Annotated in this window: 18 protein-coding genes; 4 read left to right on the top strand and 14 right to left on the bottom strand. The window is 72.2% G+C overall.

Features of this window, described 5'->3' with window-relative positions:
- Positions 1-3: 3 nt before the first annotated feature.
- The 3 genes from AC5L3X_RS12550 to AC5L3X_RS12560 form a co-directional block, all read right to left on the bottom strand.
- The gene (locus tag AC5L3X_RS12550; protein ID WP_494857110.1) at positions 4-1,206 is read right to left on the bottom strand and encodes a sarcosine oxidase subunit beta family protein; all 1,203 of its coding nucleotides are present in this window, start codon (positions 1,204-1,206) and stop codon (positions 4-6) included.
- A complete protein-coding gene (locus AC5L3X_RS12555; protein WP_494857111.1) occupies positions 1,203-3,641 on the bottom strand; it encodes a GcvT family protein in 2,439 nt (812 codons plus the stop codon). Before AC5L3X_RS12555 ends, AC5L3X_RS12550 begins: the two co-directional genes overlap by 4 nt.
- Positions 3,642-3,752: 111 nt before the next feature.
- Positions 3,753-4,586, bottom strand: a complete 834-nt coding sequence (locus AC5L3X_RS12560) for an SDR family oxidoreductase (protein WP_494857113.1) — start codon at positions 4,584-4,586, stop codon at positions 3,753-3,755.
- 111 nt (positions 4,587-4,697) lie between these two features.
- On the opposite strand from AC5L3X_RS12560, the gene AC5L3X_RS12565 reads away from it, so the two are divergent.
- Entirely contained in the window at positions 4,698-5,303 is a 606-nt protein-coding gene (locus AC5L3X_RS12565) for a TetR/AcrR family transcriptional regulator (protein ID WP_494857115.1), read from the top strand.
- A gap of 42 nt (positions 5,304-5,345) precedes the next feature.
- Here AC5L3X_RS12565 and AC5L3X_RS12570 read toward each other — a convergent pair whose 3' ends face one another.
- From AC5L3X_RS12570 to miaA, 6 genes are read right to left on the bottom strand one after another with little or no spacing between them, the layout of a single operon-like run.
- Positions 5,346-5,708 (bottom strand): phosphomannose isomerase type II C-terminal cupin domain, encoded by a 363-nt coding sequence (locus tag AC5L3X_RS12570; protein ID WP_189123675.1) that lies wholly within the window; start codon positions 5,706-5,708, stop codon positions 5,346-5,348.
- 59 nt (positions 5,709-5,767) lie between these two features.
- Positions 5,768-6,526 carry an SDR family NAD(P)-dependent oxidoreductase gene (locus AC5L3X_RS12575; RefSeq protein ID WP_189123674.1) on the bottom strand — a complete coding sequence of 253 codons (759 nt, stop codon included), beginning with the start codon at positions 6,524-6,526 and terminating at the stop codon, positions 5,768-5,770.
- Position 6,527: 1 nt separating this feature from the next.
- A complete protein-coding gene (locus tag AC5L3X_RS12580) occupies positions 6,528-8,804 on the bottom strand; it encodes a tetratricopeptide repeat protein (protein ID WP_494857117.1) in 2,277 nt (758 codons plus the stop codon).
- 19 nt (positions 8,805-8,823) lie between these two features.
- Positions 8,824-9,579, bottom strand: a complete 756-nt coding sequence (locus tag AC5L3X_RS12585) for an SCO6745 family protein (RefSeq protein ID WP_494857118.1) — start codon at positions 9,577-9,579, stop codon at positions 8,824-8,826.
- A gap of 49 nt (positions 9,580-9,628) precedes the next feature.
- Positions 9,629-10,441 carry a diaminopimelate epimerase gene (gene dapF, locus AC5L3X_RS12590; RefSeq protein ID WP_494857119.1) on the bottom strand — a complete coding sequence of 271 codons (813 nt, stop codon included), beginning with the start codon at positions 10,439-10,441 and terminating at the stop codon, positions 9,629-9,631.
- Between the two features lie 9 nt (positions 10,442-10,450).
- Entirely contained in the window at positions 10,451-11,356 is a 906-nt protein-coding gene (gene miaA / locus AC5L3X_RS12595; RefSeq protein WP_494857121.1) for a tRNA (adenosine(37)-N6)-dimethylallyltransferase MiaA, read from the bottom strand.
- A gap of 83 nt (positions 11,357-11,439) precedes the next feature.
- Between miaA and AC5L3X_RS12600 the strand changes: the two genes are divergently transcribed.
- Positions 11,440-11,631 (top strand): hypothetical protein, encoded by a 192-nt coding sequence (locus AC5L3X_RS12600; protein ID WP_494857122.1) that lies wholly within the window; start codon positions 11,440-11,442, stop codon positions 11,629-11,631.
- 4 nt (positions 11,632-11,635) lie between these two features.
- On the opposite strand, the gene AC5L3X_RS12605 is transcribed toward AC5L3X_RS12600, so the two are convergent.
- Positions 11,636-12,148, bottom strand: a complete 513-nt coding sequence (locus AC5L3X_RS12605) for a methylated-DNA--[protein]-cysteine S-methyltransferase (protein WP_494857123.1) — start codon at positions 12,146-12,148, stop codon at positions 11,636-11,638.
- Between the two features lie 92 nt (positions 12,149-12,240).
- On the opposite strand from AC5L3X_RS12605, the gene AC5L3X_RS12610 reads away from it, so the two are divergent.
- Positions 12,241-13,155: a ribonuclease Z gene (locus tag AC5L3X_RS12610; RefSeq protein ID WP_189123668.1), complete on the top strand. Its 915-nt coding sequence runs from the start codon at positions 12,241-12,243 to the stop codon at positions 13,153-13,155.
- Positions 13,156-13,157: 2 nt separating this feature from the next.
- On the opposite strand, the gene AC5L3X_RS12615 is transcribed toward AC5L3X_RS12610, so the two are convergent.
- The 4 genes from AC5L3X_RS12615 to AC5L3X_RS12630 form a co-directional block, all read right to left on the bottom strand.
- Positions 13,158-13,685, bottom strand: a complete 528-nt coding sequence (locus AC5L3X_RS12615; protein ID WP_494857125.1) for an NUDIX domain-containing protein — start codon at positions 13,683-13,685, stop codon at positions 13,158-13,160.
- A 79-nt stretch (positions 13,686-13,764) separates the two neighbouring features.
- A complete protein-coding gene (locus tag AC5L3X_RS12620; protein ID WP_494857127.1) occupies positions 13,765-14,436 on the bottom strand; it encodes a class III extradiol dioxygenase subunit B-like domain-containing protein in 672 nt (223 codons plus the stop codon).
- Positions 14,437-14,451: 15 nt separating this feature from the next.
- On the bottom strand, positions 14,452-15,195 hold the full coding sequence (locus tag AC5L3X_RS12625; protein ID WP_494857128.1) for an isocitrate lyase/PEP mutase family protein: 744 nt from the start codon (positions 15,193-15,195) through the stop codon (positions 14,452-14,454).
- A 167-nt stretch (positions 15,196-15,362) separates the two neighbouring features.
- Entirely contained in the window at positions 15,363-15,893 is a 531-nt protein-coding gene (locus tag AC5L3X_RS12630) for a hypothetical protein (protein ID WP_494857129.1), read from the bottom strand.
- Between the two features lie 509 nt (positions 15,894-16,402).
- Between AC5L3X_RS12630 and AC5L3X_RS12635 the strand changes: the two genes are divergently transcribed.
- Positions 16,403-16,753: a hypothetical protein gene (locus tag AC5L3X_RS12635; protein WP_494857131.1), complete on the top strand. Its 351-nt coding sequence runs from the start codon at positions 16,403-16,405 to the stop codon at positions 16,751-16,753.
- Positions 16,754-16,823: the final 70 nt, after the last annotated feature.

The following is a 16,823-nucleotide window of genomic DNA, read 5'->3' on the forward strand; positions in this document are numbered from 1 at the left end:
CTCTCAGTGCGCTACGGCGGCCGCGCCGTGCTCGTCGATGAGCGCGCCCGTGGTGAACCGTTCGAGCGCGAACGGCACGGCGAGCGGATGCGGCTCGTCGTGCGCGATCGTGTGCGCGTAGACCCAGCCGGAGCCGGGGGTGGCCTTGAACCCGCCGGTGCCCCAGCCCGCGTTGACGTACAGACCTTCGACGGGAGTGCGGCCGATGATCGGCGAGGCGTCGGGCGAGACGTCCACGACGCCGGCCCAGGTCCGCAGCACCCGCACCCGGCTGAAGATCGGGAACAGCTCCAGCGCCGCCGCCATCTGCGCCTCGATCACGTGGAACGCGCCGCGCTGGCCGTAGGAGTTGTACGCGTCGATGCCCGCCCCCATGACCAGCTCGCCCTTGTGCGCCTGGCTCACGTAGACGTGCACGGCGTTGGACATGACCACGCAGTCGAGCACCGGCTCCAGCAGCTCCGACACCAGCGCCTGCAACGGGTGCGACTGCAGCGGCAGCGGGATCCCGGCCCGCTCGGCCAGCACCGAGGTGTGCCCGGCGGAGGCCAGCGCGACCTTCCCGGCCGCGATCCGGCCCCGCGAGGTGCGCACGGCCCGTACCCGGCCGCCTTCCATGTCGAAGCCGGTCACCTCGCAGCCCTGGATCAGGTCGATGCCGTAGGCGTCGGCCTTGCGGGCCAGCGCCCAGGCCACGTGGTCGTGCTTGGCGATGCCGCCGCGCCGCTGCAGGGTCGCGCCCAGCACCGGATGGCGAGCGGAGGACGACACGTTGACGATCGGGCAGAACTTCCTGACCTCGTCGGCGTCGAGCCACTCGGCGTCGACCCCGTTCAGCCGGTTGGCGTTGACCCGGCGCCTGCCCTCGCGCACGTCGCCGAGACTGTGGGCCAGGTTGAGCACGCCGCGCTGGCTGAACATCAGGTCGTAGTCGAGCTCCTCGCTCAACCCTTCCCACAGCTTGAGCGAGTGCTCGTAGATCGCCGCGCTCTCGTCCCACAGGTAGTTGGAACGGATGATCGTGGTGTTGCGGGCCATGTTGCCGCCGGCCAGCCAGCCCTTCTCCAGCACCGCCACGTTCGTCAGGCCGTGGTTTCGGGCCAGGTAGTAGGCGGTGGCCAGACCGTGTCCGCCGCCGCCCACGATGACCACGTCGTAGGAGGGCCTGGGGTCGGGGTCGCGCCAGAGGAAGTCGGGATGGGTCAACGTCTGATCTTCTCCATCTTGGGGTCGAACAGCGGTTCGGTGGCGACCTCGGCGGGGACTCGCCGCCCGAAGTATGAAATATCGACATGCGTGCCGGGGGTGGTCAGCTCGATCGGCAGCCAGGCGTACGCGATGGGCCGCTCGATCGTGTGCCCGTAGGCGGCGCTCGTGACGTATCCGACCGTACGGCCCGCGTGCCGTACCGGCTCCTTGCCCATGACCACCTCGGCGCTGAGCAGCGGCACGAGCTTGCGGGTGATGTCGGCGGACAGGGCGTCGCGGCCCAGGAAGTCCTTGTCCTCGCGGACGGCGAACGCCAGCCCCGCCTCGTACGGGTTGTGCTCGGGGGTCATGTCGACGCCCCACAGCCGGTAGCCCTTCTCCAGGCGCAGGCTGTTGAACGCGGCCCTGCCCCCGGCGATCGGCAGGCCGGTGGCCCAGAGCGTGTCCCAGAGCTTGAGGCCCAGGTCGGCCGAGGTGTAGAGCTCCCAGCCCAGCTCCCCCACGTAGGACACGCGCATCGCGATGACCGGCACGTGCCCGACGTACCCCTCCTTGCAGGTGAAGTAGCGGAAGCCCTCGTGGGACAGGTCCATGTCCGTGAGCGGCTGGACCAGCTCCCTGGCCAGCGGGCCCCACACGCCGACGCAGCAGGTGCCCGGCGTGATGTCGCGGACCCGTACGTCGCGGGGCGCGTGCCGGGTCAGCCAGTCGAGGTCGAGGTTGCCGTTGGCGCCCACCTGGAAGCGGTCCTCCGCCAGCCGGGCCACCGTCAGGTCGGAGCGGACCCCGCCACGGGAGTCGAGCAGCAGCGCGTAGGTGACCGAGCCGGGCTTCTTGTCCACGTTGTTGGTGGTCAGGTGCTGCAGGAACGAGACCGCCCCGGGCCCGCGCACCTCGATACGCTTCAGCGGCGTCATGTCGTAGAGGGCGACCTTCTCCCTGGTCAGGTAGGACTCGGCGGCGGCCACCGGCGACCAGTACCTCCTGGCCCACTCCCCCCGCCGGGCCAGGCCGAGCAGCCGCTCGGCGTCCGCCTCCCCGCCACTGCCCCGCCGCCGGATCAGCTCCTCCAGCGCCGGGGCGTTCGCCTCGAACCAGTGCGGTCGCTCCCACCCGGCGGCCTCCAGGAAGGCCGCGCCCAGCTCGGTCTGGCGCTGGTAGAACGGGCTGGTCCGCATCGGCCGCGGCGACTCCATCGGCTGCAGCGGATGGATCACGTCGTAGACCTCGACGAAGTTCCGCCTGCCGCGCTCCTCGACGAAGGCCGGAGCCAGCTGGACCTTCTCGAACCTGCTGAGCTCGCATTCGTGCAGGTCGAAGCTCGAACACCCGTCAACCAGCAGCTCGGCCACGGCCTTGGCGACGCCCGCGGAGTGCGTCACCCAGACCGCCTCGGCCAGCCAGAACCCGTCCAGCTCCGGCGCCTCCCCGATGAGTGGGAAGCCGTCGGGGGTGAAGGAGAAGATCCCGTTGATGCCGTCGGTCCAGGTGGACTCGCCGAGCGCGGGCAGCAGCTCGACAGCGTCACGCCAGGCCGGCTCGAAGTCCTCCTCGGTGAACGCCTGCACCGAGGGCATCACGGTGCCCTTCGGCCCGATCTCGTGCTGCCCGACCGGCATCGGCCGGTGCGCGTAGGACCCGATCCCGACGCGGTCGCCGTGGCCGCGGAAGTACAGGTCGCGATCCTGGTGCCGCAGGATGGGCCCCTCGGGTACGGCCAGCGGCCCGGACTTGGCGTACTGGTGGGCCAGCGGCAGCAGCGGCACGGTGAGCCCGGCCATCCTTCCGACGGACGGCCCCCAGAAACCGGCGGCGCACACGACCACGTCGGCCGGGATGACCCGGTACTTCGCGTCCCCGGTCTCGACCGCGACCCCGGTGACCCGGCCGCCCCGCTGCTCGACGCCGACCACGGTGTGCCTCGCCAGCAGCCGCGCTCCGCGTTCCGCGGCCCGGCCGGCCTGCGCCTCCGCGCACCTGAGGGCCGCGGCCAGCCCGTCGCTCGGCACGTGGAAGCCGCCCAGGACCAGGCTCCGGTCGAGCATCGGCCAGAGCTCCAGGCACCGGTCGGTGTCGACCAGCTCGCCCGCCACCCCCCAGGACTCGGCCCACCCCGCCTTGCGGTGCAGGTCGGTCCAGCGGTCGGCGGTGGTAGCCACCTCGAGCCCGCCGACCTGGTCGAAACAGGGACGCCCGGCGAGATCGAGCCCGGTGTACTTGCGCACGGTGTAGGAGGCGAACTCGGTCATCGTCTTCGACGGGTTCGTCTGGAAGACCAGGCCGGGGGCGTGCGAGCTGGACCCGCCGGTGGCGAAGAGCGGCCCCTGGTCGACGACGGTGACGTCGGTCCACCCCCGCCCGGTGAGCTCGTCGGCCAGGGCACAGCCCACGATGCCGGCTCCTATGATCACCAAACGAGGCCGGCTCGCCATGCGCCCTCCGGTTGTTCCCTATTACGCAACAAACACCGGACTACGCAACGAACATAGAGCCCAGAACACCGCCGGACAAGGGTGTCGACCTTGGCCGTCCGGCGGGCCTCCTCACGAGCCAGGCTGGGGGACGGCGTGCTCGGCCGCCCGGCTGACCGCCTCCCATGCCTCCCAGGTGGCCATCCGCCGCCGGGACAGGTCGAACGCGAGGTCGTACACCACGCTCCCGAGCAGCAGCCGCAGCGGCGGGTCGGCGCTGTCCACCAGCTTGAGCACGGCCTCGGCGGCCAGGCGCGGCTCGCTGTCGACCGATCCCCCCGCCCATTGCTTCTCCATCTCGGCCCGGAGCCCGTCGTAGGCCGGGAGCGGCGTGGTGGAGCGCATGCGGGTATAGAGGTCGGTCCAGTAGCCACCCGGCTGAACGATCGTGACCTTCACCCCGAAAGGCGCGGCCTCCATCGCCAGCGCCTCACTCATCCCCTCCAGGGCGAACTTGCTCGCGCTGTACATCCCCGTCATCGGGTGGCCGCCGAGGCCGCCGATACTGGAGACCTGGACGAGGTGACCCGAGCCCTGGTCCCGCAACCGCGGCATCACGGCCTGGCTCACCCACAACGCGCCGAAGAAGTTGGTCTCCATCTGCGCCCGGGCCTCGGCCTCGCCGAACTCCTCGATCATGCCCATGTGCAGGGTGCCGGCGTTGTTGACCACGATGTCCAGCCGCCCGAACCGCTCGACGGCGACCTGTACGGCGGCGAACACCGCGTCGCGATCGGTCACGTCCACGGGCAGCGCGAGCAACCGGTCCCCGGCCAGTCCGGCGAGCGGCTCCACGTCACGGGCGAGCCCGACCACCCGGTCACCCACACCGAGCGCCGCCTCGGTGAACGCCCTGCCCAGCCCGCGGCTGGCACCGGTGACGAACCACACGCGTCCATCGGTCATGGCCTGCACCTCCTTCTTTAGACGAGACGGTTCGTCTCGCGTCCTGAACTATGCCTCCCCATCATGGAGCTGTCAAGCCGAACCGTCTCGTCTCGTGATACTTTGCCCCCCATGACCGACCGCCGACGAACACCTCCCGACGCCACCCGACGCAGCGAGGCGTCCAGACGGGCCATCCTCATGGCCGCGTTCGAGCTGGTGGGAGAGGTGGGCTACGCCCGGCTCAGCATCGAGGGCATCGCCGCTCGCGCCGGAGTGGGCAAGCAGACGATCTACCGCTGGTGGCCGTCCAAGGGCGCGGTCCTGTTCGACGCCTTCCTGTCGCTGTCCGAGGGGCAGGAGGGCGACGCGGCGCTCCCCGACACCGGCGACCTGGAGGCCGACCTCAAGGAGGTGCTCCGCGCCACGGTCGCCGAGCTGACGGACCCCCGGTTCGACGAGCCGATGCGCGCGCTCAACACCGAGATCGCGACCGACCCGGCGCTCGCCGCGCGCTACGCCGAGCAGTTGGAGGAGCCCATGAAAGCGCTCAAGAAGGCCCGGCTGCGCAAGGCCCAGGAGGCCGGCCAGCTACCCGCCGACCTCGACCTGGACGTGGCCGTCGACCTGCTGTGGGGCGCGGTCCACCGGCGCTGGCTCTATCGCAGCGGCCCGCTGACGCCGGACTACGCGGACGCGGTGGTGGAGACCGCCCTGACCGGCCTTTATGCCCGCTGATCCGGTCTTCCGCCGATCTGCCGCCGATCCGATCGCTGAACGTCAGGAACGGCCGTAGGCGTCCTCAAGACGCTCGATGTCGTCCTCGTCGAAGTGCCCGAAGGCGATCTCCAGGATACGGGTGGCCGGACCGGAGGAGCTGAGCCGGTGGGTCTGCCCGCGACGGATGAGAATGCGCTCGCCCACCTCGGGCTCCAGCCGCTGCCCGTCGACCTCGAAGACGCAGCCCGCGTCGAGGGCGACCCAGAGCTCGTCGCGGTGCTCGTGGCGCTGCAGGCTGAGCGTCTGGCCGGGCGCGACATCAATGATCTTCACGGTCGACGTCTCGTTGAGCGTGAACCGTTCGAAGCCGCCCCACGGACGCTCGTCCCGGATCACCGCGGCCAGCCTGTCGATCTCCTGCATCGTCCCTCCCGCTTCGCAAGCCGACGAACCCGAAACGTCCGGGCCAAGAGGGCAAGCTATCAGGTGATCAAAATCCCGCCGTCCACGGGAAGCGTCACACCGGTGATGTACGACGAGGCGTCACTCGCCAGAAAGACGGCTGCCGCCACGAGCTCGGCGGGGTCGCCGGCCCGGCCCATCGGCACCCGCCGCTCCAGCAGCTCCTCCAGGTAGCCCGGTTTGTACTGGGATGTCATCTCGGACTCGAAGAAACCGGGCTCCAGGCAGTTGACCCGGATCCCGCGCCGTCCCGTCCACTGCTGGGCCAGGTCGCGGGTCAGCCCGATCACCGCGGCCTTCGACGCGCTGTAGGCAGCCTGGGGCAGCCCCGCCGTCGTCTCACCGAGGATGCTGCCGATGTTGACGATCGACGATCCGGGCCGCATCACCCGCGCGCACGCCTGGGCCATCCAGTAGGTGCCGAGCAGGTTGATGTCGATCACCTGCCGGAACTCCTCCGGTGTCTCCCGCAGGGCGGGCACCGCGGTGCCCACGCCGGCGTTGTTGATCAGCACGTCGACCGCGCCCAGCTCGGCGACCGCCGCCGCCACGAGCGCGTCGCAGTCTTCGACCCGCGTCACGTCGGTGCGCACGGCCAGGCACCGGCGACCGGCTTCCTCCACCAGCCGCCGCGTGTCCGCGAGCCGGTCGAGGCGCCGGGCGCCGATCACCACGTCGGCGCCGGCCTCGGCCAGCCCCCGGGCGAAGGCCACGCCCAGCCCGGAGGACGCCCCGGTGATGACGGCCACCTTGCCCTCAAGGCTGAAGCTGCGCAGCATTTTAGAGTCCGTACTCCTTCACGATGCGCTCGTGGCGCTCGACCTCGACATCGACCTCGCGGGCCAGGTCGAGCCAGGCCAGCGGGTGCGACCAGCGCTCGGTCGCGTCGTCGAGCAGGGCGTCGACCTCGACCGCCGACACGTTGGGCGGCACCGCGACCCAGCCGAACACGCCCGGCAGCGGATCGCCGCCGGTCGGGTGGGTGACCGTGTAGTTTTCGTCGCTGTAGACCCACATCGGCCAGCCGCGCTCGGCCATGACCTCGGTGAACTCCGCCCAGTCGGCCTCGCTCGGCGCGGCGCCGTCGAAGAAGTAGCTGGTGTAGCCGCCGGGCCGCAGGATGCGCACCGCGGCGAAGGGCGGCACGAAGTTCTGCTGCTCCTCGGGGTCCTCGGGGAGCGGCTCCAGCAGCTGCGGGTCGAACACGACCAGGTCGCCGGCGTTGTAGTCCATGCCGCGCGGCTGCGGCAGCGCCAGCCTGGCGGTGGCGGGGCCGGTGCGGATGGACAGCACCTGGCGCTGGCCGCCGTCGGGCGCGGGCAGGATGACCCTGATGAGGCCCATCTCCTCCTCGATCGGGCCCTCGGCCGACTTGACCGGCATGCCGATCTTGGCCGCGCCCTTGCGCACGGTGTCCCAGTCTTCGGCCGAGGTGGCCATGACGATCATGCGCCAGACGTCCTCCTCGGTCAGCTCGTCGAGGACCTCGCGCAGCACGTCGGCGCCCCTGGCGTTCTGGTCGAGCTGCTGGGCGGCGGAGGCGACCAGGCGGCGGGCCTCGATGCCGGCCCCGGCGGCGACGGCGTGCTCGGCGGCGTCCAGTGCCTCGGCCCAGCGCTCGCGGGCGCTGTGCAGCCGGGCCAGCGCCAGGTGCTGCTGGTCGTGCGCGAGCATCGCGGCCATCTGCTCCAGCCGCTCGTCCTGCCTCGCCTCGGTGAGCAGCGTGGTCAGGTAGCCGATGTCCTCGGGGTCGGCGGTGGCGATGTCGCCGGAGTCGACCAGCAGCTTCCAGTAGATGTCGGCGCCCGTGGCCGGGTAGCCCAGGAAGCCGAGCGTGGTGGTGTGCCGGCGGGTCGTCTCGAGATCCTGGCCGGAGAGCGGGGCGAGCCAGCCGACCCAGCGCTCGGGGTCGGCGTTGTAGCCGTCGGCGGCGTCGAAGTAGGCGACCCGCTCGTCGAGCGGACCGGGCGCCTCCGGCTCGGCGGTCGCGTCAGCGGCGGCGCGCAGCGCGGCGATGCGCTCGGCCAGGCCCGCGCTCTCGCGCAGCTCGGCGGTGCCCGACTCGGCCAGATCGGCCAGCAGCCGGGCCTGCCAGGCGCCCTGCCTGGCCAGCGCCAGGTGGCCGGCGATCAGCGAGAGCTCGACCCGGGCGCGGTAGCCGCCCATCATGCCGAAGTAGTCGATCCACTGGCGCAGCACCCGGCCGAGCTGCCAGGTGTTGGTGATCTGGGTGGAGCCGGCCAGCTTGCCGACCGCCTCGGACCACTCGACCCAGGAGCGCGGGTGCTCGCCGACCACGTCGAGGTCGGGCAGCGCGTCGACGGCCTCGGCGATGCGGCCGAGCGTGGCCAGGATCAACGCGCGGCGCACGCCGTCGCGGCGGGGCTTGGCCACCGGGTCGTCGGCCTGGAAGTCGGTCGCCGCCTGCAGCGCGGCGAGCGCGTCCTCGGCGCGGCCGGCGGCGAGCAGCGCGCGGGCGCTCTCGGCGCCGAGCTCCCAGCTGGCCTGGCGGTCGGCGGCGCGCAGCCGCTCTACGGCGGCCTCGGCGTAGCCGACGGCCTCGGTGGCCCTGCCCGCGTCGACGAGCGCGGCCACGTACTGCGTGACCAGACCGGTGTAGGCGGGGTCGGCCGGCTGGAGTCCCTCGATGACCGCGCCGAGCGTCTCCATCCGCTCGGTGGCGTAGCCGGGGCCGTCAGCGTTGGCCCACGCCATCGCGAGCGCCTCGACGGCCGCCGGAGCGGACGGGCAGTCGCGCACCCCTTCGCGCTGGGCGAAGGCCAGCAACTGCTCCGCGTCGCCGATCGCGACCGCGCCCTGAGCACGGTCGCCGACCCGGCCGAGCAGATGCCAGTAGCGGGCGTAGAACTCCAGCCAGGGCAGCTCCAGCGCCTCCGCCTGCTGGGCGATGGCCGGGGCCATCACGTCGAGCTGCGGGAAACGGCCCTCGTAGGCCTGTGCGGGCAGGTCTCCCAGCGCCATGGCGAGCCCCACGTTGCCCGCTTCGGAAAGCTGCTGCTGGGTTTCGCCGACCCAGGCCCAGATGTCCACGTCCATGGCAGGTCAGTCTGCCAGGTCAATGCGCGTGCCCCAAACGCAGAAGCTCGATGAGCTCGTCCGATTCGGTGTCGTTGAGAACCGAAAATACCGATGCCATCAGGTCATCTGTGGCCTCCTCCACCGCCGCCCGGCGAGCGACCGTGTCCGGCCCCGGCGTCGGATAGGGCTCGGGCCACTGGAAGAACCTCGCGAGGTCGACGCCTGTCACCTGCCCGAACGGCGTGGCGTCGTGCCCGGTGGCGAGCGCGGCCTCCAGCGGGCCGAGCCCCGCCCCGATCACCAGGTTGGCGTGCAGGCCGCCGCGCAACTCCCGCACGACGTGCATCAGCTGCGTGGCGCGGGCGGGCGGATCTTCGGGCAGCGGCACCGCCCGCCAACCGGCGGCCAGCGGCGCCCCGATCATCGAAGCCCGCCGGACGACCGGTTCGAGTAGCTCGGCGAGCCTGGCGCAGCCGTCGAAGTGGCCGAGCCTGCGTCGTCCCCAGGCGTGGCAGACCTCGGTGTAGAGCTCGACCGCCTTGTCCACGGGGAGCTTGCGGCCGCCGTTCCAGCTCTCCTCGACATGGCCGGGAGGGAAGAACACCGCGACCGCGGCGACCACGCCGGCGTCGCACTCGCCTAGCACTCCGCACCGGCCGCGGAAGTAGAACTCGCGCGCGCCGAGGCCGTACTCCTCGCAGACCGCCTTGGCCTCCCTGGAGATCATGAAGCCGCCGCCGTACTGGCCTATGGGCGCCTTCACACTCTTCGCCGTGGTGCGCGGGTCCGCCATGTCCACCCCTTCGGTTCAAAAAGTGGACTCAGCATCCCTCAGGAGAACATCATTCTGCAAGCGTCAGGTTTCCGGCCGCGACGAGCACCGCGGGGCCGGACAGATAGCTGGTCTCGGCCTCCAGCGTGACCGTGAGCGTGCCGCCGGGCACCTCCACCGCCCAGGTGCCGGTGGTCTCGCCGCTCAGCCCCGCCGCGGCGACGGCCGTGGCGACCGCGCCGGTGCCGCACGAGCGCGTCTCGCCGACGCCCCGCTCGAAGACCCGCATGACCACGCGCGCCTCGCCCACGGGGTTGAACAGCTCGATGTTGACGCCGCTCGGGAAGACGCCCGGGTCGAACGCGGGCTGGTGGCCGAGGTCGAGCTGGACGACCGGGTCGCCGATGGGACAGGCCAGGTGGGGGTTGCCCAGGTCGACGTGCACGCCTTCGTACTCGTGACCGCCGACGCCCGCGACGCTCCGGCCGCGTACGACGGGCTTGCCCATCTCGACCGAGACGTCGCCGTCGGCGCCGAGCCGTACCCTCCGGACGCCGCCCCTGGTGGCCAGGGCGAACTCGCCCGGCTCGGCCAGGCCGGCCTCGACGAGGTAGCGGGCGAAGACCCGCGCGCCGTTGCCGCACATCTCGGCCATGCTGCCGTCGGCGTTGCGGTAGTCCATGAACCACTCGGCCTGGCCGGCCTGGTCGGAGACCTCGGGGCTGAGCTTGGTCCGCATCACGCGCAGCACGCCGTCGGCGCCGAGGCCGGCCCTCCTGTCGCAGATCGCGGCGACGAGCGCGGGATGCAGGTCCAGCTCGCCGTCGGGGTCGGGAAGGATGACGAAGTCGTTCTCGGTGCCGTGGCCCTTGAGGAAGCGCATATCCGAATTTTATGCCGAGTCTGGCCGGGCGATCTGCGCCAGGGATCGTTCGAGCAGGTCGGGAGCGTCATAAGGCAGCCAGCGCACCCGGGGGTCACGCCGGAACCACGACTCCTGGCGCCGGGCGAAGCGCCGGGTGGCCCTGATCGTCTCCTCCAGGGCCTCCTCCTCGGTCCACTCCCCTTCCAGGAACCTCAGCACCTGCGCGTAGCCGAGGGCGCGGCCGGCCGTACGGCCCTCCGCGAGGCCCCGCCCGAGCAGCCCCCGCACCTCCTCGACCAGCCCCGCCGCCCACATGCGCCGGACACGGACCGCGATCCGCTCGTCGAGCTCGGGCCTCGGCACCAGCAGCCCGATCTGCACGCTGGGGCAGACCGCCTGGTAGGACGGCATGGTGGCCGAGAACGGCCGGCCGGAGTGTTCGATCACCTCCAGCGCGCGGACGATGCGGCGGCCGTTGCTCGGCAGGATCGCGGCGGCCGCGGCCGGGTCCTGTCGCGTGAGCCGTTCGTGCATCGGCGCGGGACCGGTCTCGGCCAGCTCGGCCTCCAGCCTGGCTCTGATCTCCGGATCGGTGCCCGGGAAGCGCAGGTCGTCGATCGCGGCCCGGACGTACAGGCCGCTGCCGCCGACGAGCACGGGCACCGGCAGCGACTCGATGAGCGGCCGGACCAGCTTCTGGTATTCGGCCACGCTGGCCGTGACCGTGACGTCCCAGACGTCCAGGAGATGGTGCGGGACGCCTCGCTGTTCGGCGAGGGAGAGTTTGGCGGTGCCGATGTCCATTCCTTGGTAAAGCTGCATGGAGTCGGCGTTGACGCACTCACCTCCCAGCCGGAGCGCGATGTCCACGGCGAGGTCGGACTTTCCGGCCGCGGTGGGACCCACGACGGCGATGACTGGCTGCTGGCGCACACCGGTAAGTGTGTCAAGAGTCGGGGTAGGGGGTGACAGACGGCGCCCTGGCGCCGGCCAGGGCCGACTGATCGGGGGGTCAGATGTCGATTCTGGACAAGGTCAAGGAGATGCTCGGCGGCCTGCAGGAGAAGGCGCAGCACATCCCCAAGCAGAGCAGGCAGGAGAAGCCGGGCGACATGCCCGGCGAGCCTCGCGCACACGGTGAGGAGACCGCCGGCGGCGGCCAGACAGGGCCGGCCGCCCAGGACAAGACCGGCGACGAGGAGGTCTGACCGGTCAGAGGTCGAGGAGCGTTGGCTGCAGGTAGCCCTCGTGGGTGAGCAGCCAGCGCTTCGTCTCGACGCCCTCGCCGCCGCTGAAACCGCCGAGGCCGGTGCCCGCCACGACCCGGTGACACGGCACCACGATCGGGATCGGGTTGGCGCCCATGATCGAGCCGATGCCGCGGGCCGGCACCCGGGACCCGCTGAGGCCGGCCAGCTCGCCGTAGGTCACGGCCGTGCCGTACGGGACGCGGTGCAGCGCCGTGAGCACCTGCCGCCGCGACCCCGACGTCAGCCGCCAGTCGACGGGCGTCTCGAACACCCGCAGCTCACCGGCGAAGTAGGCGTCGAGCTCGGCGACCGCCGAGGCGGCACGGGCAGGGTCGTGCACCTCGGGCAGCCCGAGACGTTCGCTCAGGCGCGCCCGCGACCCCCATCCCGACGCGACCAGGCCGTCCTCGGTGACGGCCAGCACGAACCGCCCCACCGGTGTCGCCAGCTCGGCGAACACGACCGTGGCCATCATGTCCTCAGGTGAACTCGTCGTACGTGGCATTCCGGTCGTATCGTACGCCCGCCATCTGACGACATCCGTCCCGAACGTCTAGCATCGCGCTCGTGTCATCTCGCGAACTCGTGGTGCTCGGCACGGCCGGCGCGGTCCCGACCCGGCACCGCAACCACAACGGCTACCTACTGCGCTGGGACGGCCAGGGGTTCCTGTTCGATCCCGGCGAGGGCACCCAGCGCCAGATGGCACACGCCGGGGTCAGCGCCACCGACGTGCACTGGCTGTGCGTGACCCACTTCCACGGCGACCACTGTCTCGGCGTGCCCGGCGTCGTCCAGCGCATCGCCCGCGACAAGGTGCGCCACCCCGTCCAGGCCGTCTTCCCGGCCTCCGGCGAGAGCTACTGGCGCAACCTGCGCCACGCCGCCGCCTTCGCCGACACCGACGTCATCACCGAGCACCCCGTGACCGGCGACCATGCCGCCATCGGCCCCCTCACCGCCCGCCGTCTGTCACATCCCGTCGAGTCCTACGGCTACCGCCTCCAGGAGCCCGCCGGCCGCCGCATACTGCCCGACCGGCTCGCCGCCCTCGGCATCCGCGGCCCGGAGGTGGGCGAGTTGCAGCGCGGCGGCTCCGTCCGGGGCGTCACCCTCGCCCAGTGCAGCGTCCCCCGGCCCGGTCAGAGCGCCGCCTTCATCATGGACACCCGCCTCTGCGACGCCGTCTTCGAGCTCGCCGCCGGCACCGACCTTCTCATCATCGAGTCGACCTTCCTGTCCGGTGAGGCCGCCTTCGCCAAGGAGTACGGCCACCTCACCGCTCACCAGGCCGGCCTGGTCGCCGCCGAGGCCCGTACCCGTCACCTGGTCCTCACCCACTTCTCCGAACGCTACGGCTTCGCCGACGAACCCGCCTTCCTCGACGAGGTCCGCCAGAGCTACGACGGCCCGGTCACCCTCGCCCGCGATCTGATGACCGTCCCCGTCCCCAAACGCCGGCGCCACCTCACCGTCCCGTAGCGCTACCGCCCCTCGGTCAGCACGTGGAGCAGGGCGGCGATGCTGGTGCCGCTGACCAGGTCGCGCCGGTCGATCAGCCGGCGGACGTCCGCGAGCGGCACCCACTCGACCCGTTCGGCCTCCCACGGGTCGCTGGGCGGCCCGAGGTGGGTGGCGCCGTCGGCACGGAAGATGTGGTGGGCCGCGTCGGAGATGCCGTTGGACGGCTGCGCGTACAGGAGCGGGCGCAACGGGCCCGGCCGCCAGCCCGTCTCCTCCTCCACCTCCCGAGCGGCGGCGGCGCGCGGCTCCTCTCCCTCCTCCACCTTGCCGATGGGGATCTCCCACCCCCACGAGTCGGTGATGAAGCGGTGCCGCCAGAGCAGCAGCACGCGGTGCCGGTCGTCGACGACCACGGCCCCGGCCGCCGGCGCGGTCCGGATCAGCCGGTGGTCGAGCCGCCCGCCGTCGGGCAGCTCGACATCCGCCACCCGGACGTCCAGCCAACGGTCGGTATAGAGGGACTTTTCGGAGTGGACCTGCCAGCGCATGCCGAACTCTCCCATCTCGGCCCCCGACCTCGCCACCACGCTACAAGGGCGACGCCCCGGCGGCCGTCACGAACGTGGGTCAGCGCCAGAGGCCGACGAAGTAGCCGACGCCGTAGGGGGCGAGGTCGGCCAGCAGCTGCCCCTTGACGTCACCCGGGCCGGCCGCCCCCGCCAGCACCTGGAGCGCGGCCCGCCCGGCCACCCACAGCCGGTCGGCCTTCGCGGGATCGAGGTGGGCGAGCGCGGACACGTCGGCGTCGGCGATGGCGCGGGCGATCACCTCGTTGTACGGCTGCGCCGCCGGATCGTGGTGGCCCGGCGCCTGCTCGGTCAGGCGGGCGGAGCCGTCGGCCATGACCAGCAGCGCGACCCGGCCGTCCCTGACGAGATCCGCGCCCAGTGCCAGGCAGTCGCCGGGGGCGGCGTCGAAGGCCACCGCCTGGAAGGCGGCCACGTCGTGGTCCTCCAGCAGCCAGCGGCCGATGGTGAGCGACAGCGGCAGCACCGGGTCGCCGTGGCCCACGGTGACGTCGGCGCCCCAGGGCCGCAGCGTGCCTGCGGCTCCGCCGTCGTAGCGGCTGGTGGTGTCGGCGCCGCCCACCACGACGAGCAGGTCGGGGTCGGCGGCGAGGAGCCCGGTGATCGCGGCGTGGCAGGCCGAACGCAGCTCGTCCAGCTCGGGCGCGGCGGCGCCGGCCAGCTCGGGCACGATCAACGGCGGGTGCGGGCAGACGGCCGCGGCGGCAAGCACAACGCCAGGGTATGCCTACGCGTAGGGGTCGCGGCCCTCGGCGACCGCCTGGAACAGAGCGCGGGCGTGGGCGTGCGCGGCCGCGTGCAGGCCGTGGCCGAAGCTGACCCTCGCCACCCTCAGCTCGGCCAGCCGGGCGAGTGAGGGTGTCCCGGGCCGGAACAGCACGTTGACCGGGCCCTCGACCTCGGCGACCAGCCTTTCGATCTCCTTCTCGTCAGCGAGGCCGATCGGGTAGACGCAGTCGGCGCCCGCCTCCAAGTAGCGCCGCGCCCGCGCGACGGCGACCTCACGGGCGCGCTCGCCCCGAAGGTACGTGTCCACCCTGGCGTTGATCACCAGGCCCGGCCCGGCGGCGGCGCGTACGGCGGCCAGGAACGCGGCCTGTTCCTCGACGTCGACCAGAGCACCGGTGGCCTGGTCGGTGTCCTCCAGGTTGCAGCCCACGGCTCCCGTGGCGATCAGCCGCTCGGCCAGCTCGGCGGGCGGCAGCCGGTAACCACGCTCCACGTCGGCGGTGACGGGCGCGGCGACGGCACGGGCGATGCGGGCGATCGCGGCCATCATCTCCGCGACCGGCGTCGCCTCGCCGTCGTCGTAGCCGAGCACCTCGGCGACCGCGGCGCTCCCGGTGGCGACCACCGGGAAACCCGCCTCCACGACGGCGCGGGCGGAGGCCGCGTCCCAGACGTTCGGCAGGATCAGCGGCCTTCCCGGCACATGGAGTTCGCGCAGCGCAGCGGCTCTGTCAGTGGTCATACCGGGACCCTACGCACGAAGTGGCCTTCGCCGTAGATCCAGTACGGGCTGAAAGTAGTGAGCCACTTGACCAGGCGTCCGGCCCATACGGAGGGCGGCCCCGCGTCGGCGGACCGGCCGCCGCATGGCCTTCTTACCTGGTCTCAGCGAACCGGCCGCCGCGGCCGTCAGCAGCCGCTCTTGGCGCACTCGCCGCTGACCAGGCCCGCCGGACCGTCGGCCGGGTTGTCGGCCGGATCATCCTCGACCGGGGCACTGGGCGGTGACGTGGGCTTCTTGCCGGTGCCGACGTTGGTCGAGCGCTTGGCGTCGGTGCCCGCCGAGCCCCGGTCAACCGGCTCGTCGGCCGGCTCGTCGACCGGGCCCGCGTCGGGGCGGGTGCCCGTGTCGGCACCTGTGTCAGTGTCGGCGTCGGAGGCGGTGCCGTCCTGCGGGACGTCGGTGGTGGCATCACCGGTGGCGCCGTCGTCCGTCTCCTGGACCTCCTCCGGGGCATCCCCGGTGGACGGGGGCTGAACGGACTGGCCGACCTGGGCGGGGGTGTTGCCGGCCAGCGCGTAGCCGACACCGCCGGCGGCGAGGACGGCCACGAGTGCCGAGGCGGCGAGGACGAGGGGCTTGCGTTTGCGGGGGGAGCCGGGCGCGTCGCCCGGCCCGGTGAGGATCTCCTGGCGATCCGGCTCGGTCGGATCCTGCATGGGTGACAACTCCCTGCGGTCGTATCGGGAAAGCTCTCCGGCTTCCGCGGGTGTTGGACCACACTAGCCGCAGCAGTGGAATGCTCGCGCACCCATCACAAAGGAATCACGACTTGTCCTCCCTTAGATCCATTCGCCCAGGTAGCCGGGGGCGCCTGGCACCCGTGGCGGGCGTGGCCGGAGTACTCGCCATCGCCGGTCTCGGCATATTCCTCGCGTTCACCGGCACCTCCAGGCCGGCCTCGAAAAAGGCGCCGATAAACGATCAGGAAGCCGTGCTTTCCGGCGCGTCGAGCATTCCCTCACCGACACCGCAGGCGCGATATCCGGCCCCGTCGCCCACCGTCCCGGGTCCCGGCGAGCACACAGGAGCGGCCGGGCAGGCGAATCGTCCCGCCGAGGTCCGCACGGTCTCGTCCGGCGGTCACCCGGCTCCGGTCACCCGCTGGCTCGAGGTCCTCCCCCCGCCCGGGGCCACCGCCGCCGGGGCCCTGCCGGCGGAGGCCGCTATGGACGCGACCGTCCCGCCGGCTCGCGACGGCGAGGCGACATCGGCGACCTCGGAGCGGGGTCCTGCCGGGTCGCCCGCACCCGGTCCCACGCAACCCCGCGCCGCCGCCACCCAGCCGGCCCCCAAGGTCACCACGGTCACCACGGTCACCACGGTCACCACGCTGCCGGCGCTTCCCAGCGTGACTCCGCCCGTGCGTCCGGCCGCCACCCAGCCGCCCGGCACGGCCAGGCGCACACCGCCACCGGAGCCGCCCGCGCCACGGATACGGGGCGCGGACCCGTGCGCCACCTTCGACGACTTCCGCCGGCCGTACTGCGATCAGTTGCTCGACGGCCTCCACCGCTGACCCCTGCGGCTCAACGCGCACGTCACGAACTCCATGAGCCGCGAACTCCCAAGCGCCACGTACAACTCAG

Source organism: Nonomuraea sp. CX421 (assembly GCF_059358955.1).